The following is a 24,062-nucleotide window of genomic DNA, read 5'->3' as shown; positions in this document are numbered from 1 at the left end:
CACGATGCGCGCTCGGACATTCGCCGCTGCCGCCGCCGTACTGCTGGTGGCCGGTTGCGGAAGCGCGAGCGGCGTACGTGTCGGGTCGCCCGATCCGAGCGACAGCAGCACCCGGCCGGTCTGCGGTGACGTCACGGTCACGCCCGGCGGCGGGGCCGAAGGCCGCGAGGTCTGCCTGAGTGTCGGCAGCACCCTGCGGGTCGCCACCGCCCCCGGCGACCGGCCGCCCGGCGAGCGGGGCGCCGCCCTCTCCGAGATCTCTCCCGGCGTCTACCGAGGCGCGCGGGTGGGCACCGCCGAACTGAGCGGGTTCCGGCGCGCCTGCCCCGGCGCCACCCCCGGTGTCATGTCCTGCCATGCCATCGCGGGGTGGAAGATCACCGTCGACGTGCGGTGATCGGCACCATCGCGGGACCCCGGGTCGGCAGTGGGGGCCGGCCCGGGGTCCCGCGATCCCTTCGGTGCGGCACGCCGCCGCGGTTGACCCGGTCGGTCTTCGGCGCGGCACGCCGACACGGCTGACGCCGACTCAGTCTTCGGCGCGGCTCGGCCGGGCGGCGGGCGACAGGCCGTCCATCAGCAGGTCCAGCAGGCGGCCGGCCTTGGCCGCGCGCCCGGGCCGGGGGGCCACGGTGAAGATGCCGATGAGGGCGGCGGCGATGTCCTCGGCGGTGACGTCGGAACGGAGGTCGCCCGCCGCACTGCCCGCGTCGAGCATCGTCGTGATGGCCGTCAGCAGCTCGGTCCGGGTCCGCGCATGGGTGATCTCGCCCGACTCGATCATCGCGAGGAGCGTGTCGAGCATGCCGTTCTTGGTCGCGATCCAGTCGCCGAACAAGTCCGTCCAGCGCCGCATCGCCGCGGCCGGGGGCAGCTGACCGAGCAGCTCGCGGGCACCGGTCGTCAGTCGTACGACCTGATCCTGGTAGACCGCGTCGACCAGCGACTCGCGGGTCGGGAAGTGCCGGTAGAGCGTGGCGATCCCGACCCCGGCCTCGCGGGCGATCGCCCGCATCGACGGCTCGGCGTCGGCCGACATGAACACGCGGGTCGCCACCGCGAGCAACTGGTCGCGGTTGCGGGCCGCGTCCGCCCGTGGCGCGCGGGGCTCCGCGTCCGCCGAAACGGATCGCGCTCCGTTTATGTTACGGTCATTCATGTAAACGGAGCATAGTCCGTTTCGGTGTGTTCCCTCGGTCCCAAGGAGACAGACGCACATGAAGGCACAGAGCGATCAGCCTCCCGCGGGCGGGAGCAGGGCGGTCCGGCTCGAGTCGTTCGGCGGCCCCGAGGCCCTGGAGGTCCACGAGGTTCCCGCCCCGCAGGCCGGTCCGGGACAGATCCGCGTACGGGTCACCGCGGCCGGACTGAATCCGATGGACTGGATCATGACCGCCGACGCGGACACCGCCGCCCGGTTCGGCCTGAGCCTGCCGGCCGGGTTCGGAACCGACTACGCGGGAGTGGCCGACCAGGTCGGTGCCGAGGTGAGCGGGTTCGCCCCCGGCGACCGGGTGTTCGGGGGCGCCCTGTCCCGCGCGGTCGCCGACTTCGTGGTGATCGACCCGGCCGGGGGGACGGCGGCGAACGAGGCCCACCACACGCCCGACGGCGTCGACGACCGTACCGCCGCCACCCTCACGATCGCCGGCCGTACGGCATCCGCCGCCCTCGCCGTCATCGATCCGGGCCCGGGCGACACCGTGCTGATCGGCGGCGCGGCGGGCGGGGTCGGGGTCTTCGCCGTCCAACTGGCCCGGATCGCGGGAGCGCGCGTGATCGGGACGGGATCGGCGGCGTCGGCCGACTATCTGCGCGAGCTCGGGGCGGAGCCGGTCGTCTACGGCGACGGCCTGGCCGACCGGGTCCGATCGCTCGCTCCCGGCGGCGTCACGGCCGCCGTCGACCTGCACGGCGTGGAGACCGTGCACGCCGCCAGGGAACTCGGCGTCCCGGACGGTCGCATCTGCGCCATCGCCGCGCAGGTCGACGGGGTGCCCGCAGCCAACGGCGCGAACGCGGCTCCCGGCGCTCTGGAGGAGATCGCCCGCCTGGTCGCCACGGGCCGGCTCCGGGTGCCGATCGCGGAGACCTTCCCGGTCGAGCGGATCCGCCGGGCTGCCGAGCTCCAGGCCGGCAGGCACGTGCGGGGCAAGGTCGTCATCGACCTCTAGGGCCTGGCCGTGGCGACGGCGAACGTGGTGCCGCCTTCACCGATGCGGCGGGGAGGGCTTCCCGCCCCTGTGGGGCCGGGGTGGGAAGCCCTCCCGTCGCCGGGTGTCGCCGATCCGGAGGACCCCGGCGGACGACGGGCTAGCCGACGTTGACCGCCGCGTCGTCGATCAGGAACGACGTCGCGAGACTGGAGTCCTCGGTGCCGGTGAACTTCAGGGTGACCGTCTGGCCCTTGTAGGAGGACAGGTTGACCGACCGCTGCACGTAGCCGGTGCCCTTGTTGAGGTTGGAGTACGAGGCCAGCGTGGTGCTGCCCGCGGCGACGGTGAGCTTGTCGTACGCCGTGGTGGTGCTGGTCTCCTGGCTGCTGACGTAGAGGTAGAAGGTGAAGGTGGCGCTGGTGCAGGAGGCGGGGATCGTCACCGACTGGGCGAGCGTGTCGGTGTGGGTGGTCCCGTAGCCGTTCAGCCACGCCTTGTACGAGCCGCTGTGGGCGGGGGCGCCGGTGCTGTTGTCGATGACGCCGGAGGACGTCGTCCAGCCGGTGTTGCCGCTCTCGAAGCCGGGGTTGGTCAGGAGCTGCGCGGTGGTGCAGCCGCCGCCCGACCCGGTGACGGTCCAGGTGAAGGACGCGCTGCCGGAGGCGCTGGTGGTGTCCGTGGCGGTGACGGTGACGTTGTACGTGCCCGCCGCCGTCGGGGTGCCGCTGATCAGACCGGTGGAGGAGTTGATCGACAGACCGGTCGGCAGGCCGGAGGCGCTGTAGGTGAGGGTCTGGCCCGAGGCCGAGTCGCTGGCGCTGATCTGGAGCGAGGCCGCGGTGTTGACCGCGGTGGACTTGGCGCCCGGGTTGGTGACCGTCACCGTGTTGCCGCCGGTCGAACCGCCGTTGGTGAAGGCGGCCGTGCCGTTCGGCGTGCCCAGCCCGGTCGGCCCGTCGTATCCGGCCTTCGCGGTGCACAGGTAGGAGCCGCCGCACGAGCCGTTGGAGCCGCTGGTGACGTCGTTCAGCGAGCCGGTGTGGGAGTACGGGTAGGAGGCGGGGGTGGTCCCGGCCGCGGGGGTGCCGGCCAGGGCGTAGACGGAGGCGATGATCGGCGACGAGGCGCTGGTGCCGCCGTAGACCTGCCAGCCGGACGCCTGGTAGCTGTCGTAGACGGCCAGGCCGGTGGCCGGGTCGGCGACGGCGGAGACGTCGGCGATGGTGCGCTTGGCGCAGCCGGTGTCGGTCTGCCAGGTGGGCTTGGCGTCGTAGGCCGAGCAGCCGGAGCCGGTGCCCTCGGTGCTCGAGGTGTTCCAGACGGACTCGGTCCAGCCGCGGGTGGTGCCGCTGGCCCGGCTGAGCGCGGTGCCGCCGACGGCGGTGACGTACTTGGACGCGGCCGGGTACTCCGCGCCGTAGCCCTCGTCGCCTGAGCTGACGGTGATGGCGACGCCCGGGTGGTTGAAGTACTGCGAGTCGGCGGTGGTGTCGGAGGAGTCCTCGCTGCCGCCGTAGCTGTTGGAGACGTACTTCGCGCCCTGTGTGACCGCCTGGTTCACCGCGGTGCCCAGGTCGTCCATGCTCGCCGAGGTGGCCTCGACCAGCAGGATGTGGCACTGCGGGCAGACCGCGCTGACCATGTCCAGGTCGAGTGAGATCTCACCGGCCCAGCCGGAGTCGGCGCTCGGCAGCGACGTGGTCGAGCCGTTCTGGTTGATCTTCTTGAAGCAGCCGTTGGCCGTGGTGCAGGCCGGCAGCCCGTACTGCGCGCGGTACGTGCTCAGGTCGGCCGCGGCGTTGGGGTCGTCCTGCGCGTCCACGATCGCGACGGTGGCTCCGGCGCCCGCTGACGACGGCAGCGCGTACGCGCTCTGGAGGTCGGTGGGGCCGTAGCCGGAGGGGGTGGCGTTCGGGGTGATGCCGAGGTGGTGGACGACGTCGGTACGGGTCAGCGCCATGCAGGCCATCTGGCCCTTCTTGGCGGGGACGGCGCACAGGCGCTGGGTGGGAGCGGCCGACGACGCGGACGCGGACGCGCCGGACGACGTGCTCGCGGACGTGCTCGACGACGCGGAGGTGTGCGACGACGCGGCCGTGCTCGACGACGCGGAGGTGTGCGACGACGCGGCCGTGCTCGACGACGCGGAGGTGGCTGCCGCGCCCGACGCCGGGGTGCTGGCGACGGACGGCGCCGCGGTGGCCAGCAGACCGCCGGTGACGAGAGCCGCCGCCGACAGTACGGCGACCGCCGTGCGGCGGACGGCCCGTCTGGCCCGGCCGGGGTGTGACGACTTCAATGAACTGCCCTCCATGGGGGGATCGGCTCCCGAGGGCGTCCGCCGCTGACCTTCATGTCAAGGTCATGACAACCGATCATGCGACGGCGACGCCTGGGACTTCGTGTGGCGCACGTTCACTGGTGATCCGGATGTCATCTACTGCCGACTGCCACCACCGTGAGTGGTGACCGATGCTGAACGTAGTGACCGAGGGCCCAAGTAACTACCGGCCTATGGCAAAGAGTTGCCCTCGGATCGGCCTGGATCCGACCCCGGCTCGCTTCCGCAAGTCGATCTCCGCCGTATACCTTGTGGCGCCATGGAGACGGAGGAAGAACCGGTCAACGACCTTGTCGCGCTGGGTCTCGCGCGGTACGAGGCGCGGGTCTATCTCGCCCTCGTGCGACGCGAGTCGTACACGGCGGCGGAGGTCGCGCGGGCGGCGGACGTACCCCGGCAGCGGGTGTACGACGTGCTCGACACGCTGGTACGGCGGCGGCTGGCGACCGCGCACCCCGGCCGGGTCGCCACCTTCTCGGCCGTCGCGCCGGAACTGGCCGTCGCCCGCCTCATGGCCCTTCAGCGCGAGACCCTCGAACGCCTCGACCGCGTCTCCTCCGCGCTGACCGCCGCCCTCGTCCCGGTCTGGGCCGACGGCCGCACGCAGACCGTGCCGATCGACTACGTCGAGATCCTGCGCGACCCCAAATCGATAGCCGAGGCGTTCACCGACATCCAGGGCCAGGCCAAGACCGAACTGCTGAGCTTCTGCAAACCGCCCTTCGTCGCCCCGGCCGCGAACACCCCCGGCATCAAGGTGGTACGTCGGCTGCGCCGCTCGGGCGGCTCGGTGCGGGCGATCTACACCCACGACTCGCTCGACGACACGGAGGTGCTGGAGAACGTACGGCGCTTCGGCGCGGCGGGCGAGGAGCACCGTTTCACCTCCGCGCTGCCGCTGAAGCTGGTGGTCGCCGACGCGTCGCTGGTGCTCTGCGACATGCCGGACCCGGTGGCCGGGACCGGCGCGACGACCGCGCTCTACATCGAGCACCCGGCGCTCGCCGCGTGCCTGCGGCTGGCGTTCCTCACGGTGTGGGAGAGCGCGGAAACGGTTCCGAACGCGCGGCCGTGACCCGTACGGCGGCTGCGGGGCGCCCTGTCGCCCGGCTGTCGGCCGCCTGGCGCTCGGCTGTCCGCCGGGCCGGCCGGCTCCCGTGGGACCGCTGTCCGCGAGCTGTTCGTGAGCTGTCGGTGAGCTGTCCGCGTCGCTGTCCCGAAGGCGACGCGGACCTGTGGCGAAGCCCACGGAACCCCTCGATCCCGCGGTCAGTGCCTATACAGTGACCGCGTGGCCGTGTTCCTGCTGGGAGTCAGTGCCGCGTGCTGCCTCGGCCTTGGTTTCGTGTTGCAGCAGCGTGCGGCCGCGCGTGCCTCGCTCGCGGACTTCCTGTCCTTCCGGCTGCTGCTGCACCTGGTACGGATGCCGGACTGGCTGCTCGGTGTCGGCCTGATGGTCTGCGGCCAGGTGCTCGGAGCCGTCGCCCTCGTCTACGGCGAGGTCTCCCTGGTCGAACCGCTCACCGCCACCAATCTGCTCTTCGCCATGGCGCTCGCCCGCTGGCTCACCCCACGCCAGTCCCTCGGCCTCAGCGGCTGGGGCGGCGTCGTCCTGCTCGCCCTCGGCGTGACCGCCTTCATCGTCGCGGGCCAGCCGGAGGGCAGCGCGGCCGAGGCGGGGGCGCTGCGGCACTGGCTGGTCTTCGGCATCGTCGCCGGGCTCGCGCTGCTGCTCACCGGCGCGGCCAAGCGGCTGCCGCCGTCCTCCGAGGCCACGCTCCTCGCGCTGGCCGCGGGCCTGCTCTACGGACTCCAGGACGCCCTCACCCGGATCTGTAGCCAACTGGCCGGTGACGAGGGTGTGGCCGCCCTCGCCGTGCACTGGCAGCCGTACGCCATCGCCGTCATCGGCCTCACCGGCATGCTGCTCGTCCAGAGCGCCTTCGAGACCGCCTCGCTGCGGATGTCGCTGCCCGCGCTGACCGCCGCCCAGCCGCTGGCCGGAATCGCCTGCGGCATAGGTTTCCTCGGCGACCGCCTGCGCGTCACCCCCGGCGCCCTCGCCTGGGAGGCCGCCGGTCTCGCCGCCATCACCATCGGCGTGATCCTCCTCGGCCGCCACCCGGCCATGCCGCCGGGCGCCGCCGACCGCGTGGCGGTGGGCGCGACCCGCATGCGCTGAGCCTTCAGCCGGGCCGTGAGGGGGACGCCCGCAACCCCTGCCCTTTACTCTGCCGGGGACCGCGTGCCGGTGACCCGTACGCGCTGAGCTTTGAGGGGGACGCCCGCAACCCCTGCCTCCACTCCGGCGCGGACCGCGTGCCGGTGCGACCCGTGTGCGCTGGGCGTTCAGCCGGGCCGGTCATGGGGACGCCTACAGCCCCCGCGCCCACTCCCACGCGGCCTCCGTGCCCAGGAAGCGGCCGATGTCGGCGACCTCGGCCGTGATGCCGGCGGCGACCGGGGCGGGGAGGGGGCCGGTCAGCGGCTCGACACGGAGCGTGAGACGGCGGCCCTGCCAGGTGTGGCGCCAGGTGGCGACCACCGCGCCGTCGCGCAGCACGCAGGGCATGAGCATGCCGCCGCCCGTGGCGATACGGGTCGAGAAGGCCGGGTCGAGCAGGGCGTCGCGGTCCTGGTAGCCGAGCAGGTACGGGTCGAAGTGCCCGGTCAGCCGTACCTGCGGCCGGTCCGCGGGCCGCGCCGGAGGCGGCGCCGTGCCGGCCGCGGCCCACAGCGGCTCGCCGTCCGGGCCCGCGACCTGCGCGAGCCGGTCCGCCGCCGCTCGGTGGCCGCGCCTGGCCTGGCCCAGGGGCAGCCCGGACCAGCGCGCGAAGTCGGCGACCGACGCGGGGCCGTAGGCGGTGGCGTGCCGGACGGCCAGTTCGGCCAGCGCGTCGTCGCCGGTCGGGCCGTCGTCGGGGACGTCTTTCAGCCACCGCTCACGCAGGACATACGTGGACACGTCGCCCGCCGCCTCGGGGCCGCGGCACAGCACGCCCCTGGCCGCCGCGAAAAGCACGAGGTGCGCCGGGGCCTGGCCGCCCGGGTCCACGGCCACCCCCTCCGCCGCGAGCAAATCGACCAGCTCGGCGCGCGGTACGGGCGGCCGGTCGGCCAGCACCCGCTCCAGGGCGGGCAGCGCCCGCTCGCACAGCTCCTCGTCGAGGCCCAGCCGGGCGCGGCGCCCGCGGTACGCGTCGGCCGCGCGCGGGCCGAGCAGCGCGGTCAGCCAGCGGACGTCCTCGGCCGCCACCGCGTGCAGGGTGCCGCGCATCAGCCAGGTGCGGACGACGGCGCGGCGGTCCGCGCCGCACGCCGTGTCCACGTCGGCCGCGGTCGGCGCGCCGTGGGTGCCGCCGGTCCGCGCCCTGACCTGGAGGCGGCACGCCTTCGCGTCCTGCGCCTGGAGACCGGCCGAGAGCCGGACGGCGTCCGCCACCGTACGATCCGCTGCCGCTGCCGCTGCCGCTGCCGCTGCCGCTGCCGCTGCCGCTGCCGCTGCCGCTGCCGCTGCCGCTGCCGCTGCCGCTGCCGCTGCCGTCGCTTTCGCCCGCGCTGCCGCCCGCGCCGTCGCTTCCGTCCTCGGTCAGGCCCTGGGAGCGGGCGCGCCAGCGGCGGACCTCGGCCGTCGTGAGCCGTGCCATCGACTTCGTTCCTCCGCTCGGTCGGCCGCGCAATTGCTTCAGTCCGCTGCCGGGGTCCAGGTGAAGCGCGGCTCGCGGCGTTCGAGGAAGGCGGCGACGCCCTCGGCGGTGTCGCCGCTGAGGGCGGCCTGCCGGGCCCAGTGGGCGGCGCGGGCCGCGTCGTCCGACGCGTCCGCCGTCGCGGTGAACTCCTTCGCGGCGGCCTGGGTGAGCTGCGAGCGCGACCGCAGCACCCCGGCGAACTCCGTGACCCGCTTGTCCAGCTCGTCCTCCGGCAGCACCTCGTCCACCAGGCCGGTGCGCAGCGCCCGCTCGTCGTCGATCAACTCGGCCGAGAACAGCAGGTGTTTGGCGGTACCGGGCCCCGCGAGCCGCACCAGGCGCTGGGTGGAGGCGGCGCCGTAGACGATGCCCAGGCGCGCGGGCGTGATCCCGAAGCGGGCGCCCCGCGCGGCGAAGCGCAGGTCGCAGGCGACGGCGAGCTGGCAGCCGCCGCCCACGCAGTAGCCGCGTACGGCCGCGATCGTCGGCTTGGGGAAGGCGGCCAGCGCCTCCTCCGCGGCCATGGCGGCGGACTGCGCGCCGCTCGACGAGACGGGGTCGGCGAGGTCGGTGATGTCGGCGCCCGCGCAGAAGGTGTCGCCCGCGCCGGTGAGGACCAGCACGCGGACGGCGGGATCGACCGCGAGGTCGTGGAGGAGTCCCGGCAGCGACTGCCACATGGCCGTCGTCATCGCGTTGCGCCGGGCCGGATTGCTGATCGTCACGGTCGCGGTGCCGTCCGCGGCGCTGACGAGCAGCCCAGGGCCGGAGGTGGACATGCGTGCTCCTTCACGGGGGCGACATGCGCTGGCCGGTGCCGACAGATCCTATCGACCGGCGCGCGGCCGGCCGGGGGCGCACGGCGCCCGCGCCAGGACAGACCGGTACGCCGTGCACGTGCAGATGATCTCGGTCGAAGAGTTCGGGAAGCGTCCGAAGACTGCCGCGAATCGATCGAAAAAACGAAGTCGGCGATCGTTTCCGGTCAAAAATTACTGAAAGGTGCGGACTTACGGTTTCCTGCCTGTTCGGCTCCCGCCGTTACGGACACTCGACCTGTGAGGCGGAAGCTGCCGGGGTTGTCGGCAGGGGCCGCGGGGACACGTCACGCGAAAGCGACGGTGGGTGCGGTCATGGAGGTGCGCGGGAGCGTCCCGCCCGATCAGGCTCCGGCTCCGAGACCGTACGAGGGGGTGTGGCGGTTCACCGCCCCGGCTCTCGACTCGTCCGTGCCCCAGGTGCGGCGCGGGGTGCGCGCCCTCGTCGCCGACCAGGGGGTGCCGATCGACGAGGACCTGCTGTACGGACTGCTGGTCATCGTCTCGGAACTGGTCACCAACGCGGTGAAGCACGCGGCCGTGCTGTCGCCCGAGATCACCGTCGAGGTCGCGATCGGCGCCGACTGGATCAGGATCGCCGTCGAGGACAACCACCCGTACCGCCCCAGGGCGCTGGAGGCCGACCACGGGCAGACCGGCGGGCGCGGGCTGCTGCTGGTGAAGACGATCACCGCGGAGGCGGGCGGCCAGTGCGACATCGCGCAGACCGAGACCGGCGGCAAGGTGATCTGGGCGGCGCTCCCGCTGCGGACCACCGCCCTCTGAAGCCGCGGCCTGTCCTGCCCTGACCTGCCTGCCCGTCCTGGCCTGCCTGCCCGTCCTGCCTGCCCGTCCTGACCAGCGTGCCCGTCCCGTGCTGCCCTGCCCGTCCTGCCCGGTGCCGGACGGGGCCCCGCCGGACGGGGGCTACCAGCCCGCCGTACCGCCGGTGACCTCGCGCACGGTCGGCAGCGCCGCGTCGAGCACCGTCTGGAACCACGCCGAGAAGGGCCCGTCCGCGCGCAGCCGCGCCAGCTCCTGCGGGCCCACGAACGCCGTGTCGTCGATCTCCTCGGGGTCCGGCCGCAGCGCGTCGCCGATCAGCCCGACGAACAGGTGGTTGTACTCCTGCTCCACCAGACCGGAGGCCGGGTCCGGGTGGTTGTAGCGGACCGTGCCCGCCTCGCGCATCAGCACCGGCGCCGCGCCCAATTCCTCGGCGGTGCGCCGGGCCGCGGCCACGAACGGCTGCTCACCGGGGTACGGGTGCCCGCAACAGGTGTTGGACCAGACACCGGGGGAGTGGTACTTGCCCAGCGCGCGGCGCTGCAACAGCAGCCGGCCCTCGCCGTCGAAGAGGAACACCGAGAAGGCGCGGTGCAGGCGTCCGGGCGCCTGGTGCGCGGACAGCTTCTCCGCGGTGCCGATGGTCCGGCCGTCCTCGTCGACGAGTTCGAGCAGGATCGGTTCCGCCACGGCTTGACCCGCCGGGGTCTGCTCGGCATCTGCCAGGGTCTGCGCGGCAACACCATTGGGCGACGGTACGGCGGTGGGGGAGCCGGGTCGGCCGGTGGCAGGACTGGTGGGCATGTCCATCCTTCGCTTTCGACGACAGGCCCTCAGTCTGCCTCACTTCGCGTGCCGCTCAGTGGCAGAGCCGCGCCTCGTGCTCCGCGTGCCCGACCGGCTCCAACTGGAAGGTGCAGTGCTCCACATCGAAATGCGTGCCGAGGCAGCCCTGAAGGTCGTGCAGCATCTTCTCGTAGCCGACCGCCTCCAGGACCTCCTGGCTGACCACCACGTGCGCCGACAGCACCGGCATCCCCGAGGTGATCGTCCACACATGCAGATCGTGCAGGCCCTCCACGCCGGGCAGGCCCTCGATGTGGCTGCGGACATCGCCCATGTCAACGCCCTTGGGCGCGGCCTCCAGCAGGACGTCGACGGCCTCGCGCAGCAGCTTCCACGTGCGCGGCACGATCATCAGACCGATCAGCAGTGACGCCACCGGGTCGGCCTGCCGCCAGCCGGTGGTCATGAACACCACGGCCGCCACGATCACCGCGAGCGACCCGAGCGCGTCCGCCATCACCTCGAGGAAAGCGCCCCGCACATTGAGGCTCTCGCGCTGCCCGCGCATCAGCACAACGAGTGACACGGAGTTCGCGACCAGACCGATCGCGCCAAAGACGACGGTGCCGCCTGCGTCGATGTGCTGCGGGCTGATCAGCCGCCGTACGCCCTCGTAGAAGATGAACGCGCCGACGCCGAAGAGCAGCACCGCGTTGAGGACCGCCGCCAGGATCTCGGCGCGCGCGAAGCCGAAGGTGCGGCGCTCGCTGGCGGGGCGGTTGGCGATGTGGATGGCGAGCAGCGCCATCGCGATACCGGCCGCGTCGGTCGCCATGTGACCGGCGTCGGCGAGCAGCGCGAGGGAGTCGGTGACCGCGCTGCCGACCACCTCGACCGCGAGCACGAAGAGCGTGATGCCGAGCGCGATCCGCAGCCGGCCGCGGTACGCGGAACCGGCCGTGCCGTCGGCGCCCGGCCGCAGACCGTGGCTGTGGTCGTGACCGTGGCCCTTCTTCCGGCCGCCGTCGCCGCCGTCCTCCCGCTCGCCGCCGCGCTCCTGGCCGCCGCTGCGCGTGCGACCTTCGCCGTGGCCGTGCGCGTGGCCTGACCCCATGGCCGCGTCCCCCTCTCGTCGGACCGCCGTGCTATCCGGTGTGCGGCGGTCAGTCAACACCGGTTACCCACCGTGGGCAAGCCGGTACTGGAGACCGTTGTCATGTGCGGTGACCTGCGGTGATGAGGCGCGCAGAGGGGGCGCGGGGAACACCGCCCACCTCACTCGTACGGGTGAGCGCGTCCGTCGTTTGTCCGGGCGCCCGTGATCAACGATGATGATCACGCCGGGCACGCCAAGTTCAGGCGAACGGGCGGTGAACGGTGGCGGACGTGGATCCGATAGCCTCTGCCGTCGTGCCTGGCCCGGACTTGCCGACCGCGGCCCTTACAGGCAAGCCCTTCGCACGCATCCAGGGAGTGAGTTCCTCTGTCGACCGCCATTCTCACCGGCCCGCCCGCCGCGGGATCAGCGTCGCCGCTCGCGGACGACCTGCGGGCGCTGGGATTCCAGGTGGTCGAGGCGGACACGCCCGTCGCCGTCGCCGCGCGGCTCGCCCAGGTGCCCGCCGCCGACCGGGTCGCCGTCGTCGACCGCCGCTTCGTCGGCCACCGGCACGCGCTGCGCCTGGCCCTGACCGACCCGCGCTTCGACACCGCCGCGATTGCGGGCGCCGTGTCCGCGCAGGCCGCAGGCCGCCAGGCGCTCACCGCCGCCGTCACCGGGCTGACCGCGCAGGGCGGCGCCACCGTCCCGTCGCAGACCGCTCCCTCCGTACCGGCCTCGTCCGTGTCGGCCCCCGGCGGCACCCTGCTGTCCGCCGCCGACGGCGACACCGCCCCCGCCGCCCGCGCGGCCACCTCGGCCGCCGTCGTCCCCGACGCGCTGGCCGCCGCCCTCGACGCGCAGGGCGCCGCCCCGCACCGCCCCGAGCTGGGCGTCCTCGTCGCGGCCGTCCCCGCCGACGCCGCCGAGCGGACCGCGGCGGCCGAGGCCGTCGCCGCCGTGGACGAGGAGGCGGTACGGCTGCGCAGCGCGGTGAAGTCCCGCGACGGCTTCTTCACCACCCATTGCATCAGCCCGTACTCGCGCTACCTGGCCCGCTGGTGCGCCCGCCGCGGCCTCACCCCGAACCAGGTCACCACCGCGTCGCTGCTGGTCGCGCTGATCGCCGCGGGCTGCGCGGCCACCGGCACCCGGACCGGATACGTCGCGGCGGGCGTCCTGCTGCTCGCCTCGTTCGTCCTGGACTGCACCGACGGCCAGCTCGCCCGCTACTCCCTCCAGTACTCCACGCTCGGCGCCTGGCTCGACGCCACCTTCGACCGGGCCAAGGAGTACGCCTACTACGCGGGCCTCGCGCTCGGCGCCGCCCGCGGCGGCCACGACGTATGGGCGCTCGCGCTCGGCGCGATGGTCCTCCAGACCTGCCGCCATGTCGTCGACTTCGCCTTCAACGAGGCCAACCACGACGCCACCGCCAACACCAGCCCCACCGCCGCGCTGTCCGGCAGGCTCGACAGCGTCGGCTGGACGGTGTGGGTACGGCGGATGATCGTGCTGCCGATCGGCGAGCGCTGGGCGCTGATAGCCGTGCTCACCGCGGTCACCACCCCGCGCGTCACCTTCGTCGTCCTGCTGGTCGGCTGCGGCCTCGCCGCCTGCTACACCACCGCGGGCCGCGTCCTGCGCTCACTCACCCGCAAGGCGCAGCGCACCGACCGGGCCGCCCAGGCGCTCGCCGACCTCGCCGACAGCGGGCCGCTCGCCGAGGCCGGGGCCCGGATCCTGCGCCCGCTCGCCGGTCGTATGCCGTCCTTCGCGGCGCCCGCGGTCGCCCTGCTCGGCGCCGCCGCGGTCACCGCCACCGCGGCGCTCTCCTCCCGGGGCAGCTGGTGGCCGCCGCTGGTGGCCGTGGTCTACGTCCTGACCTCGTCCTTCGCCGTCTCCCGGCCGCTCAAGGGGGCCCTGGACTGGCTGGTCCCGCCGATCTTCAGGGCCGGTGAGTACGGCACGGTGCTGGCCCTCGCGGCCGTCTCCGGGGTAAACGGGGCGTTGCCCGCCGCTTTCGGCCTGGTGGCCGCGGTCGCCTACCATCACTACGACACGGTGTACCGCATCCGCGGCGGCACCGGGGCGCCGCCGCGGGCCCTGGTACGGGCGGCCGGCGGACACGAGGGCCGCACCCTGGTGGTCGCCCTCCTGGCCGCCGTCGCACACCACACAGGCTTCACGGTCGCGCTGACGGTGCTCGCCGCGGCGCTCGCGCTGCTGGTCCTCACCGAGAGCGTCCGCTTCTGGGTGTCCGCAGGGGCTCCCGCTGTACACGACGAAACAGGAGAACCCGCATGATCGGCCTCGTGCTGGCGGCCGGCGCCGGAAGACGCCTGCGCCCCCACACCGACACCCTGCCCAAGGCACTGGTGCCGGTCGTCGGTCCCGAAGGGGCTGCGGACAGCCTGACCGTCCTGGACCTCACCCTGTCCAACTTCGCGGAGATCGGCCTGACCGAGGTCGCCGTCGTCGTCGGCTACCGCAAGGAAGCGGTCTACGCGCGCAAAACGGCGCTGGAGGAGAAGTACGGCCTCACCCTCACCCTGATCGACAACGACAAGGCCGAGGAGTGGAACAACGCCTACTCCCTGTGGTGCGCGCGCGACGTCCTCAGGCACGGGGTGATTCTGGCCAACGGCGACACCGTGCACCCGGTGTCGGTGGAGAAGACCCTGCTGGCCGCGCGCGGCGGCGGCAAGCGGATCGTGCTGGCCCTGGACACCGTCAAGCACCTCGCCGACGAGGAGATGAAGGTCGTCGCGGAGCCCGGCAGGGGAGTGCGGCGGATCAGCAAGCTGATGGACCCGGCCGAGGCCACCGGTGAGTACATCGGCGTCACCCTCATCGAGGGCGAGGCGGCGGCCGAGCTGGCCGACGCGCTGAAGACCACCTTCGAGCGCGACCCCGACCTGTACTACGAGGACGGCTACCAGGAGCTGGTCAACCGCGGCTTCACCATCGACGTCGCCCCGATCGGTGACGTCGCCTGGGTCGAGATCGACAACAACGACGACCTCGCCAAGGGGCGGGTGATTGCGTGCCAGTACTGACCAGGCTCATCCCCTCCCCGGTCGTCGTCGACATCAGGGGCGGCGCGATCGCCGACCTGGCCGTACTCCTGGCCGATCAGCGGATCTCCACCTCCGGCAAGCTCGCCTTCGCCGTCAGCGAGGGCTCCGGGCTCAAGCTGCGCGACCGGCTGGCCCCCGAGCTGCCCGGCGCGGACTGGTACCCGGTGCACGGCGGCACCATCGACGCGGCCGTGAAGCTCGCCGACTCCATGCGCGGCAAGCGCTACGACGCGGTCATCGGCCTCGGCGGCGGCAAGATCATCGACGTCACCAAATACGCCGCCGCGCGGGTGGGCCTTCCCATGGTCGCGGTCGCCACCAACCTCTCGCACGACGGCCTGTGCTCACCGGTCGCCACCCTGGACAACGACAACGGGCGCGGCTCCTACGGTGTCCCGACGCCGATCGCGCTGGTCATCGACCTCGACGTGATCCGCGAGGCACCCGCCCGCTACGTCAGGGCCGGCATCGGCGACGCGATCTCCAACCTCTCCGCGCTCGCGGACTGGGAGCTGTCCCACCGCGAGAACAGCGAGCCGATCGACGGCCTGGCCGCGGCGATGGCCAGGAGCGCCGGCGAGTCCGTGCTGCGGCACCCCGGCGGCATCGGCGACGACGACTTCCTGGTCACGCTCTCCGAGGGCCTGGTGCTGACCGGCATCGCCATGTCGATCAGCGGCGACACCCGCCCGTCGTCCGGCGCGTGCCACGAGATCAGCCACGCCTTCGACCTGCTCCACCCGCAGCGGGCCGCCGCCCACGGCGAGCAGGTCGGCATCGGCGCCGCCTTCGCGATGCACCTGCGCGGCGCGCGCGAGGAGTCGGGCCTCATCGCCGAGACCCTGCGCCGCCACGGACTGCCCGTTCTCCCCGAGGAGATCGGCTTCACGGAACCGGAGTTCGTCGAAGCGGTGCGCTACGCGCCGCAGACCCGCCCCGGCCGCTTCACGATCCTGGAACACCTGGACCTCTCCGCCACCGAGATCAGGGACGCATACGCCGACTATGTCAAAGCCATCAGTAGCTGAACTGCGCCCGGTCGTTCACCCCCCGGGGGTCAAGGACCGCCGCAGCGGCGAACACTGGGCCGGCCGGCTCTACATGCGTGAGCTGTCGCTGCGCATAGACCGGCACCTCGCGCCCACCCGCGTCACGCCCAACCAGTTGACGTACCTCATGACCGTCTTCGGCGTCCTCGCCGCCCCGGCGCTGCTGGTGCCCGGGATCGCGGGCGCCGTCCTCGGCGTGCTGATGGTGCAGCTCTACCTGCTGCTGGACTGCGTGGACGGGGAGATCGCCCGCTGGAAGCAGCAGTTCTCGCTGTCCGGCGTCTACCTCGACCGCGTCGGCGCCTACCTGTGCGACGCCGCCGTCCTGGTCGGCTTCGGGCTGCGCGCCGCCGACCTGTGGGGCAGCGGCCGGATCGACTGGCTGTGGGCGTTCCTCGGCACCCTCGCCGCGCTCGGCGCGGTGCTGATCAAGGCCGAGACCGACCTCGTCGGGGTCGCCCGGCACCAGGGCGGGCTCCCGCCGGTCAAGGAGGCGGCGTCCGAGCCGCGCTCCTCCGGAGTGGCGCTGGCCCGCAAGGCCGCCGCCGCGCTGAAGTGGCACCGCCTCGTGCTGGGCGTCGAGGCGTCCCTGCTCATCCTGCTGCTCGCGATCGTGGACCAGGCGCGCGGCGACCTGTTCTTCACCCGGCTCGGCGTCGCCGTGCTGGCGGGCATCGCGCTGCTCCAGACCCTGCTGCACCTGGTCTCCGTCCTCGCCTCCAGCAGGCTGAAGTGAGCACGCAGGGGACGCCGCTGCGCGTCGGCGCGGTCATCATCACCATGGGCAACCGCCCCGCGGAGCTGAACGACCTGCTGGACTCGGTCGCCAAGCAGCAGGGCCCGCCGGTGACGGTCGCCGTGGTCGGCAACGGGTCACCGCTGCCGCCGCTGCCCGCCGAGGTGCGCACCGCGGAGCTGCCCGAGAACCTGGGCATCCCCGGCGGGCGCAACGTCGGCATCGAGATGTTCGGCCCCGGCGCCGAGGAAGTGGACGTCGTCCTCTTCCTGGACGACGACGGGCTGCTGCCGGGCGACGACACCGCGGAGCTGGTCAGGCGGGCCTTCGAGGCCGACCCCGAGCTGGGCATCATCAGCTTCCGGATCGCCGACCCCGAGACCGGGCAGACGCAGCGCAGGCACGTCCCCCGGCTGCGCGCCGCCGACCCGATGCGGGACTCGCGGGTCACCACCTTCCTGGGCGGCGCGTGCGCCGTGCGCAGCCGCGTCATCCAGCAGGTCGGTCCGCTGCCCGCCGAATTCTTCTACGCGCACGAGGAGACAGATCTGGCCTGGCGCGCTCTTGACGCGGGTTGGCTGATCGACTATCGGCATGACATGGTGCTGTTCCACCCGGCGACCTCGCCCGCCCGGCACGCGGTGTACCACCGGTTGGTGGCCCGTAACCGGGTGTGGCTGGCCCGGCGCAATCTGCCCTGGCCGCTGGTCCCGGCGTACCTCGGCGTCTGGTTCGCGCTGACGCTGGTGCGCCGGCCGTCCGGGCCGGCGCTGCGAGCGTGGCTCGGCGGATTCCGTGAGGGATGGACAACTCCCTGCGGTCAACGGCGGCCGATGCGCTGGCGGACCGTCTGGAGGTTGACCCGGCTAGGCCGACCCCCGATCATCTGACAAGCTCGGACCTGAGAGCATCAGGCGCAGCCCGGGATTCCCCTGCCCCGGCGCGCACCTTGAGGACGAAAGTGTCAACTGTGAGCGAGACAACGCACAATGGTGCGGTCGCCGTCGGTGTCCCCCCGGCACCCACGGCCGATGACGGCCTCAGCCCCGCCCAGGTAGCGGCCAAGTACGGCTTGTCCGTCAGTGGCGCCCGGCCTGGCCTGGTGGAGTACACGCGGCAGCTCTGGGGCCGTCGACATTTCATCAACGAGTTCGCCAAGGCGCGCACCCAGGCGCAGTACACCCAGGCCCGCCTCGGCCAGCTCTGGCAGGTGATGACGCCCCTGCTGAACGCGGCGGTGTACTACCTGATCTTCGGTCTGCTGATCGGCACCAGCAAAGGCATCGACAACTTCATCGCCTTCCTGGTCACCGGCATCTTCATCTTCACCTTCACGCAGTCCTCGGTACTCAGCGGCGTGCGCGCGGTGTCCGGCAACCTCGGTCTGATCAGGGCGCTGCACTTCCCGCGCGCCTCGATGCCGATCGCCTTCACGCTGATGCAGCTCCAGCAGCTCATCATGTCGATGTTCGTCCTGCTGGCGATCGTGCTGATGACCGGTGAGGTGCCGAACGCCTCCTGGCTGCTGATGTTCCCCGCGCTGATCACGCAGTGGGTCTTCAACACCGGCCTGGCGCTGATCGTGGCGCGGCTGGGCAGCAAGATGACGGACCTGGCGCAGCTCATGCCGTTCATCCTGCGCACCTGGATGTACATGTCCGGCGTCATGTACAGCATCGAGAAGCTGACCAGCGACGCGCCGCACTTCGTACGCATCCTGCTCGACATCAACCCGGCCGCGGTCTACATCGATCTGATGCGCTTCGCGCTCATCGACAGCGTGACCTCCTCCCAGTTGCCGCCGCACGTGTGGGCGTCCGCGGTCGGCTGGGCCGTGCTGGTGGGCGTCGGCGGCTACGTCTACTTCTGGAAGGCGGAGGAGCAATATGGCCGTGGCTGAGCAGCAGAGCGTCGAGAGGGCACAGCAGCCCTCCGACAGCCGCGTTCCCACCGTGATAGTGGACGACGTGCACATCGTCTACACGGTGCACGGCGCGGGCACCGGCAAGGGCAGCGCGACCGCCGCCCTGGGCCGGCTGATCTCCCGCAAGGGCTCGCCGAACGTCCGCCGGGTGCACGCGGTCAAGGGCGTCAGCTTCACCTCGTACCGCGGTGAGGCGATCGGCATCATCGGTTCCAACGGCTCCGGCAAGTCGACGATCCTGCGCGCCATCGCGGGTCTGCTGCCGCCGGAGCGCGGGAAGATCTACACCGACGGCCAGCCGTCGCTGCTGGGCGTCAACGCGGCGCTGATGAACGACCTCACGGGTGAGCGCAACGTCATCCTGGGCGGTCTGGCCATGGGCATGACGCAGGACGAGGTGCGCCGCCGCTACCAGGGGATCGTCGACTTCTCGGGCATCAACGAGAAGGGCGACTTCATCTCGCTGCCGATGCGGACGTACTCCTCCGGCATGGCGGCGCGCCTGCGGTTCTCGATCGCGGCGGCCAAGAACCACGACGTGCTGATGATCGACGAGGCGCTCGCCACCGGCGACCGCGCGTTCCAGCGCCGGTCCGAGGCCCGGATCAGGGAACTGCGCAAGGAAGCGGGCACGGTCTTCCTCGTCAGCCACAACAACAACTCCATCCGCGACACGTGCGACCGCGTGGTGTGGCTGGAGAAGGGCGAGCTGTTGATGGACGGTCTGACCGACGACGTGCTCAAGGCGTACGAGGAGCACACCGGCAAGTAGCGTTCCCTGCCTGCTCGCAGGCGTACGAGGTCCCCGTCGGACGATCCGGCGGGGACCTTGTATGTCAATCCCACCACGTGTCACGCCCCCGGCGTACGCCGCAGCATCACCGGTCGTAAGCTGTACCGGTGCTGGGAGCCTGGAGATGATCGAAACCGCTGACCGACACCCGGGTGCGACACCCGGTGCGGCGTGTCCGAAATGGGAAGTATCTGCTGGGCGGTGTAGAACGGGGGGTGTGGCGGCCATGATGATCGGGACCATCCTGCTCCGGGGCACGCTCGCCGCCTGTGTGCCGGGAAGAGCATGGTGACCGGGGACGCCGAGTCCCGGGCCGTCCTGGACAAGGCCGCGCGCGAGAACTTCCCCGTGGCACCGGTGTTCCTGCCGCGTGCCTGGCGCCGGGACCTGATGGCGGTGTACGGATTCGCCCGGCTGGTGGACGACATCGGCGACGGCGACCTGGCGGGGGGCGGCCGGGAGGACGCGCTGCGACTTGGACTGTCCGCCGACTCCGCCGACGACCGGCTCGCGATGCTGGACGCCTTCGAGGCCGACCTCAACCGCGTGTTCGACGGCACTCCCCGGCACCCACTGCTGCTCGCGCTCCAGCCCACCGTCCGCCGCCACGACCTCAGCCCCGAGCCCTTCCTCGGTCTGATCGCCGCCAACCGGCAGGACCAGCAGGTGCGGCGGTACGCGACCTACGACGACCTGCTGGCGTACTGCGAATTGTCCGCCAATCCGGTCGGCCGGCTGGTGCTGTCCATCACCGGCACCTCGACGCCCGAGCGCGTCCGGCGCTCGGACGCGGTCTGCACCGCGCTCCAGATCGTGGAGCATCTCCAGGACGTGGCCGAGGACCTCGGCCGCGACCGGATCTATCTGCCCGCCGAGGACATGAAGCGTTTCTCGGTCGAGGAGGCCGATCTCGCCGCCGCGACGGCCGGCGCACAGGTGCGCGCCCTGGTCGCGCACGAGGCGGAACGCGCCGGATACTTGTTGGATGAAGGTACCCCCCTGGTGGGCAGCGTCCGTGGCAGGCTCAGGCTGCTGCTCGCCGGATTCGTCGGCGGCGGCCGTGCCGCGCTGAAGGCGGTCGAAGCGGCGGGGTACGACGTACTGGCGGTATCGCCGAAAGCCACCAAGCCCAGCCTGCTGCGCGAGGTGGGGTCGACATTGCGAAGAGAGGGGTGAGCCGGACCGTGAACGGTTCCGCCCACACGTCCGGTCCCGTGCTCGCGGCCTACCGCTACTGCGAGGCTGTGACCGGCCACGAGGCCCGCAACTTCGCGTACGGCATCCGCCTGCTGCCCGCCCCCAAACGGCAGGCGATGTCCGCGCTGTACGCGTTCTCCCGCCGGGTCGACGACATCGGCGACGGTGAACTGCCGCCGCGGGAGAAGGCCGAGCGGCTCGACGGCACCCGCGGGCTGCTCACCCGCGTCCGCGCGGGAGAGGTCGCGGAGGACGACACCGACCCGGTCGCGGTCGCGCTCGCCGACTCCGCGCGCCGCTTCCCGCTGCCGCTCGAAGGGCTCGACGAACTCATCGACGGCGTCCTGATGGACGTCCGCGGCGAGACGTACGAGACCTGGGACGACCTCGCCGTGTACTGCCGTTGCGTGGCCGGCGCGATCGGACGGCTCTCGCTTGGCGTGTTCGGCACCGCGAATGGGCACGATCATGCGCGTGCCGCAGAATATGCCGACACGCTCGGCCTCGCCCTACAACTCACCAACATCCTCCGGGACGTCCGCGAGGACGCCGCGAACGGACGGACGTACCTGCCCGCCGAGGATCTCGCCAAGTTCGGCTGCGCGGCCGGTTTCCACAGCGATACCGCGCCGCCCGGCTCCGACTTCCCCGGTCTGGTGGAATTCGAAGTACGGCGCGCCCGCGCCCTGTTCGCCACCGGATACCGGCTGCTCCCGATGCTCGACCGGCGCAGCGGCGCCTGCGTCTCGGCCATGGCCGGGATCTACCGCAGGCTGCTCGACCGGATCGCCGCCGACCCCGAGGCCGTCCTGCGCGGCCGGGTGTCACTGCCCGGACGGCAGAAGGCGTACGTCGCCGTCCGCGGCCTCGCGGGGCTCGACGCCCGCCGTACCGCCCGCTCCCCACGAGGTGACGCGTGAGACCGTCCCGCGACGGCGCGGGTCCGCGCGCACGGCACGGGGCACGGTACGCGCACGACGAGGCAACCACCGGGACACGTACGGCGTCACTGCCAGCAACGGTTCGCCGTGCTGGACACGGCGGGGCCGAAGGGGGGAGGACGCATGACCGCGCATGAGCGGATCACCACCGACGGCGGCGGCATGCGCACCGCCGTCGTGGTCGGCGGCGGACTCGCCGGTACGACGGCCGCGCTCGCGCTGGCCGACGCCGGGGTGCGCGTCACCCTCGCCGAGGCCAGACCCCGGCTCGGCGGCCTCGCCTTCTCCTTCAAGCGCGGCGAGTTGACCGTCGACAACGGCCAGCACGTCTTTCTGCGCTGCTGCGACGCCTACCAGTGGTTCATCGACCGGATCGCGGCCCGCGACCTGGTGACCCTTCAGGACCGGCTGGACGTACCGGTGCTGGAGGCCGACACGCTCCGGCTGGGGCGGCTGTCCAGGACCGCGCTGCCGGTGCCCCTGCACCTGGCCGCGAGCCTGCTCCGCTACCCGCATCTGAGCCCGCGTGAGCGGGCCTCGGTGGGCCGCGCCGCGCTCGCGCTGGGCCGCCTCGACCTGGACGACCCGGCCCTGGACCGTACGGACTTCGCGAGCTGGCTCAGTGCGCGCGGGCAGTCGGCGCGCACCATCGAGGCGCTGTGGGACCTGGTCGGTGTGGCCACGCTCAACGCGCGGTCGGCCGACGCCTCGTTGGGCCTGGCCGCGAAGGTCTTCAAGACCGGACTGCTCTCCGACCCGGGGGCCGCCGACATCGGCTGGGCCTCGGCGCCGCTGGGCGACCTGCACGACGGCCGGGCCCGCGCCGCGCTGGACACCGCGGGCGTACGCACCATGCTGCGCTCCCGTACCACCGGCATCAAAGAGGCGGCGGACGGCGGCTGGCACGTCTCGATCGAGACCGGACCGGGACGCGGCGAGCAACTCGACGCGGACATCGTGGTGTTGGCGGTCCCGCAGCGCGAGGCGCACGGCCTGCTGCCCGCCGGATCGCTCGAAGATCCGGAAAAGCTCTTGCGCATCGGTACCGCTCCGATCCTCAATATGCATGTGATCTACAACAGACAGGTGCTCCGACAGCCGTTCTTCGCGGCACTCGGCAGCCCCGTCCAGTGGGTCTTCGACCGCACCGTCAGTTCCGGGCTCACCGGCGGCGGTCAGTACGTGGCCGTGTCCCAGTCGGCGGTGGAGGACGAGATCGACCTCCCCGTGGCCGAGTTGCGCGCCCGCTACCTGCCCGAGCTGGAACGGCTGCTGCCCGCGGCCCGCGGCGCGGGCGTCCGCGACTTCTTCGTCACCCGGGAACGCACCGCGACCTTCGCGCCCACTCCGGGTGTCGGGAGCTTGCGGCCCGGTCCGGTGACCCGCGCCCCCGGCCTCTACCTGGCCGGGTCGTGGACCGCCACCGGCTGGCCCGCGACCATGGAGAGCGCGGTGCGCAGCGGCCTGCACGCCTCCCGAGAAGCGTTGTCCGCGCTCGGGATGCCATTCGACAACGGCGTCCTGGAGGCGGCATGAGTGCTATTGGTGCAACCAGAGGAGAGAACGTGACCGCCACCGGCGTCATCGAACTGCTGGAAAACGGCCGCATCCTGACCACACCCGTACTGCGCGCGGCCGTGGCCCGCCTCGCACCCCCGATGGACACCGTCGCCGCCTACCACTTCGGCTGGATCGACGAGGCGGGCCGCCCCGCGGACGGCGACGGCGGCAAGGCCGTACGCCCGGCGCTGGCCCTGCTGTCCGCGGAGGCCGCGGGCGCCTCGGCCGAGACGGGCGTACCCGGCGCCGTCGCCGTGGAGCTGGTGCACAACTTCTCGCTGCTGCACGACGACCTGATGGACGGCGACGAGCAGCGGCGGCACCGCGACACGGTGTGGAAGGTGCACGGTCCCGCCCAGGCGATCCTGGTCGGCGACGCGCTCTTCGCGCTCGCCAACGAGCTGCTGCTGGAACAGGGCACGGTCGACGCCGGCCGGGCCACCCGCCGGCTGACCACCGCCACCCGCAAACTGATCGACGGTCAGGCGCAGGACATCTCCTTCGAGCACCGCGAGCGGGTCACCGTCCAGGAGTGCCTGGAGATGGAGGGCAACAAGACCGGCGCGCTGCTGGCCTGCGCGTCCTCCATCGGCGCGGTGCTCGGCGGGGCCTCGGAGTCCGACGCCGACGCGCTGGAGGAGTACGGCTACCACCTGGGGCTCGCCTTCCAGGCGGTGGACGACCTGCTGGGCATCTGGGGCGACCCCGCGGCCACCGGCAAGCAGACCTGGAGCGATCTGCGGCAGCGCAAGAAGTCGCTTCCCGTGGTCGCCGCGCTCGCCGCGGGAGGGTCCGCGTCGGAGCGCCTGGGTGAACTGCTCGCGGCGGACGCGAAGAATCCTGAAACCGGTGCCTTCAGCGAGGAAGAGTTCGCTATGCGCGCGGCGTTGATCGAAGAGGCCGGTGGACGTGAGTGGACCTCCCAGGAGGCCAGGAGGCAGTACGCGACCGCCATCGCCGCGCTGGACAAAATGGACATGCCGGAACAAATTCAACGTAAGCTCGTTGGTCTCGCGGATTTTGTGGTGGTCCGCGAGAAATAAAGAGAACGACAGAACGAAACGTGGAGCGCTAACGTCGCCGGTCCCTCTTATGTGACGGCCGACG

The 24,062-nt window shown here is 72.3% G+C and carries 23 protein-coding genes; 17 read left to right on the top strand and 6 right to left on the bottom strand.

Annotation, left to right across the window (positions count from 1 at the left end):
• The first annotated feature begins 4 nt into the window (after positions 1 to 4).
• Positions 5 to 397, top strand: a complete 393-nt coding sequence (locus tag ACIO6U_RS15840) for a hypothetical protein (protein ID WP_391051392.1) — start codon at positions 5 to 7, stop codon at positions 395 to 397.
• 132 nt (positions 398 to 529) lie between these two features.
• Here ACIO6U_RS15840 and ACIO6U_RS15835 read toward each other — a convergent pair whose 3' ends face one another.
• Positions 530 to 1,159 carry a TetR/AcrR family transcriptional regulator gene (locus ACIO6U_RS15835; protein WP_401719326.1) on the bottom strand — a complete coding sequence of 210 codons (630 nt, stop codon included), beginning with the start codon at positions 1,157 to 1,159 and terminating at the stop codon, positions 530 to 532.
• Positions 1,160 to 1,217: 58 nt separating this feature from the next.
• On the opposite strand from ACIO6U_RS15835, the gene ACIO6U_RS15830 reads away from it, so the two are divergent.
• Positions 1,218 to 2,174: an NADP-dependent oxidoreductase gene (locus tag ACIO6U_RS15830; protein WP_401719323.1), complete on the top strand. Its 957-nt coding sequence runs from the start codon at positions 1,218 to 1,220 to the stop codon at positions 2,172 to 2,174.
• A gap of 139 nt (positions 2,175 to 2,313) precedes the next feature.
• Here ACIO6U_RS15830 and ACIO6U_RS15825 read toward each other — a convergent pair whose 3' ends face one another.
• Positions 2,314 to 4,125 carry a putative Ig domain-containing protein gene (locus tag ACIO6U_RS15825; RefSeq protein ID WP_401719321.1) on the bottom strand — a complete coding sequence of 604 codons (1,812 nt, stop codon included), beginning with the start codon at positions 4,123 to 4,125 and terminating at the stop codon, positions 2,314 to 2,316.
• Here ACIO6U_RS15825 and ACIO6U_RS15820 point away from each other — a divergent pair.
• The 3 genes from ACIO6U_RS15820 (at position 4,115) to ACIO6U_RS15810 (ending at position 6,679) form a co-directional block, all read left to right on the top strand.
• Positions 4,115 to 4,504: a hypothetical protein gene (locus tag ACIO6U_RS15820; protein WP_401719318.1), complete on the top strand. Its 390-nt coding sequence runs from the start codon at positions 4,115 to 4,117 to the stop codon at positions 4,502 to 4,504. The two genes, ACIO6U_RS15825 and ACIO6U_RS15820, sit on opposite strands and share 11 nt — an antisense overlap.
• A gap of 252 nt (positions 4,505 to 4,756) precedes the next feature.
• Positions 4,757 to 5,572 (top strand): helix-turn-helix domain-containing protein, encoded by an 816-nt coding sequence (locus ACIO6U_RS15815; RefSeq protein WP_355339430.1) that lies wholly within the window; start codon positions 4,757 to 4,759, stop codon positions 5,570 to 5,572.
• A 216-nt stretch (positions 5,573 to 5,788) separates the two neighbouring features.
• Positions 5,789 to 6,679, top strand: coding sequence for a DMT family transporter (locus tag ACIO6U_RS15810; RefSeq protein ID WP_355339433.1), 891 nt, complete (start codon positions 5,789 to 5,791; stop codon positions 6,677 to 6,679).
• Positions 6,680 to 6,871: 192 nt separating this feature from the next.
• Here ACIO6U_RS15810 and ACIO6U_RS15805 read toward each other — a convergent pair whose 3' ends face one another.
• On the bottom strand, positions 6,872 to 7,939 hold the full coding sequence (locus tag ACIO6U_RS15805; protein ID WP_401719314.1) for a winged helix DNA-binding domain-containing protein: 1,068 nt from the start codon (positions 7,937 to 7,939) through the stop codon (positions 6,872 to 6,874).
• Between the two features lie 243 nt (positions 7,940 to 8,182).
• The gene (locus tag ACIO6U_RS15800) at positions 8,183 to 8,965 is read right to left on the bottom strand and encodes an enoyl-CoA hydratase/isomerase family protein (RefSeq protein ID WP_401719311.1); all 783 of its coding nucleotides are present in this window, start codon (positions 8,963 to 8,965) and stop codon (positions 8,183 to 8,185) included.
• A gap of 354 nt (positions 8,966 to 9,319) precedes the next feature.
• Here ACIO6U_RS15800 and ACIO6U_RS15795 point away from each other — a divergent pair, with 354 nt between their 5' ends.
• Positions 9,320 to 9,790, top strand: coding sequence for an ATP-binding protein (locus tag ACIO6U_RS15795; protein WP_401719308.1), 471 nt, complete (start codon positions 9,320 to 9,322; stop codon positions 9,788 to 9,790).
• A 141-nt stretch (positions 9,791 to 9,931) separates the two neighbouring features.
• Here the strand turns inward: ACIO6U_RS15795 and idi are convergent, their stop codons facing one another.
• A complete protein-coding gene (gene idi / locus ACIO6U_RS15790) occupies positions 9,932 to 10,594 on the bottom strand; it encodes an isopentenyl-diphosphate Delta-isomerase (protein ID WP_355339441.1) in 663 nt (220 codons plus the stop codon).
• A 55-nt stretch (positions 10,595 to 10,649) separates the two neighbouring features.
• Positions 10,650 to 11,690, bottom strand: coding sequence for a cation diffusion facilitator family transporter (locus ACIO6U_RS15785; protein WP_401719305.1), 1,041 nt, complete (start codon positions 11,688 to 11,690; stop codon positions 10,650 to 10,652).
• 369 nt (positions 11,691 to 12,059) lie between these two features.
• Here ACIO6U_RS15785 and ACIO6U_RS15780 point away from each other — a divergent pair, with 369 nt between their 5' ends.
• The 11 genes from ACIO6U_RS15780 (at position 12,060) to ACIO6U_RS15730 (ending at position 23,998) form a co-directional block, all read left to right on the top strand.
• The gene (locus ACIO6U_RS15780; RefSeq protein WP_401719746.1) at positions 12,060 to 13,982 is read left to right on the top strand and encodes a DUF5941 domain-containing protein; all 1,923 of its coding nucleotides are present in this window, start codon (positions 12,060 to 12,062) and stop codon (positions 13,980 to 13,982) included.
• Entirely contained in the window at positions 13,979 to 14,734 is a 756-nt protein-coding gene (locus tag ACIO6U_RS15775; RefSeq protein ID WP_401719302.1) for a sugar phosphate nucleotidyltransferase, read from the top strand. Before ACIO6U_RS15780 ends, ACIO6U_RS15775 begins: the two co-directional genes overlap by 4 nt.
• Positions 14,722 to 15,783, top strand: coding sequence for an iron-containing alcohol dehydrogenase family protein (locus ACIO6U_RS15770; protein WP_355339448.1), 1,062 nt, complete (start codon positions 14,722 to 14,724; stop codon positions 15,781 to 15,783). Before ACIO6U_RS15775 ends, ACIO6U_RS15770 begins: the two co-directional genes overlap by 13 nt.
• Positions 15,761 to 16,540 carry a CDP-alcohol phosphatidyltransferase family protein gene (locus ACIO6U_RS15765; RefSeq protein WP_188282694.1) on the top strand — a complete coding sequence of 260 codons (780 nt, stop codon included), beginning with the start codon at positions 15,761 to 15,763 and terminating at the stop codon, positions 16,538 to 16,540. Before ACIO6U_RS15770 ends, ACIO6U_RS15765 begins: the two co-directional genes overlap by 23 nt.
• 44 nt (positions 16,541 to 16,584) lie before the next feature.
• Positions 16,585 to 17,430: a glycosyltransferase gene (locus ACIO6U_RS15760; RefSeq protein WP_355339541.1), complete on the top strand. Its 846-nt coding sequence runs from the start codon at positions 16,585 to 16,587 to the stop codon at positions 17,428 to 17,430.
• Positions 17,431 to 17,510: 80 nt separating this feature from the next.
• Positions 17,511 to 18,440, top strand: a complete 930-nt coding sequence (locus ACIO6U_RS15755) for an ABC transporter permease (RefSeq protein ID WP_355339451.1) — start codon at positions 17,511 to 17,513, stop codon at positions 18,438 to 18,440.
• A complete protein-coding gene (locus ACIO6U_RS15750) occupies positions 18,427 to 19,236 on the top strand; it encodes an ABC transporter ATP-binding protein (protein ID WP_355339454.1) in 810 nt (269 codons plus the stop codon). Before ACIO6U_RS15755 ends, ACIO6U_RS15750 begins: the two co-directional genes overlap by 14 nt.
• Before the next feature lie 306 nt (positions 19,237 to 19,542).
• Positions 19,543 to 20,433 (top strand): squalene synthase HpnC, encoded by an 891-nt coding sequence (gene hpnC, locus ACIO6U_RS15745; protein WP_391119327.1) that lies wholly within the window; start codon positions 19,543 to 19,545, stop codon positions 20,431 to 20,433.
• Positions 20,430 to 21,374: a presqualene diphosphate synthase HpnD gene (gene hpnD / locus ACIO6U_RS15740; protein WP_401719296.1), complete on the top strand. Its 945-nt coding sequence runs from the start codon at positions 20,430 to 20,432 to the stop codon at positions 21,372 to 21,374. The genes hpnC and hpnD overlap by 4 nt, the downstream gene beginning before the upstream one ends.
• 144 nt (positions 21,375 to 21,518) lie before the next feature.
• Positions 21,519 to 22,931 (top strand): hydroxysqualene dehydroxylase HpnE, encoded by a 1,413-nt coding sequence (gene hpnE, locus ACIO6U_RS15735; protein WP_391051414.1) that lies wholly within the window; start codon positions 21,519 to 21,521, stop codon positions 22,929 to 22,931.
• A complete protein-coding gene (locus ACIO6U_RS15730) occupies positions 22,928 to 23,998 on the top strand; it encodes a polyprenyl synthetase family protein (protein ID WP_188282688.1) in 1,071 nt (356 codons plus the stop codon). Before hpnE ends, ACIO6U_RS15730 begins: the two co-directional genes overlap by 4 nt.
• Positions 23,999 to 24,062: the final 64 nt, after the last annotated feature.

Source organism: Streptomyces sp. NPDC087422, assembly GCF_044744145.1.
In the GTDB taxonomy this organism is placed as follows: Bacteria; Actinomycetota; Actinomycetes; order Streptomycetales; family Streptomycetaceae; genus Actinacidiphila.
Note: the sequence above shows the minus strand (reverse complement) of the source record. Positions and strands in the feature narration are given on the sequence as shown.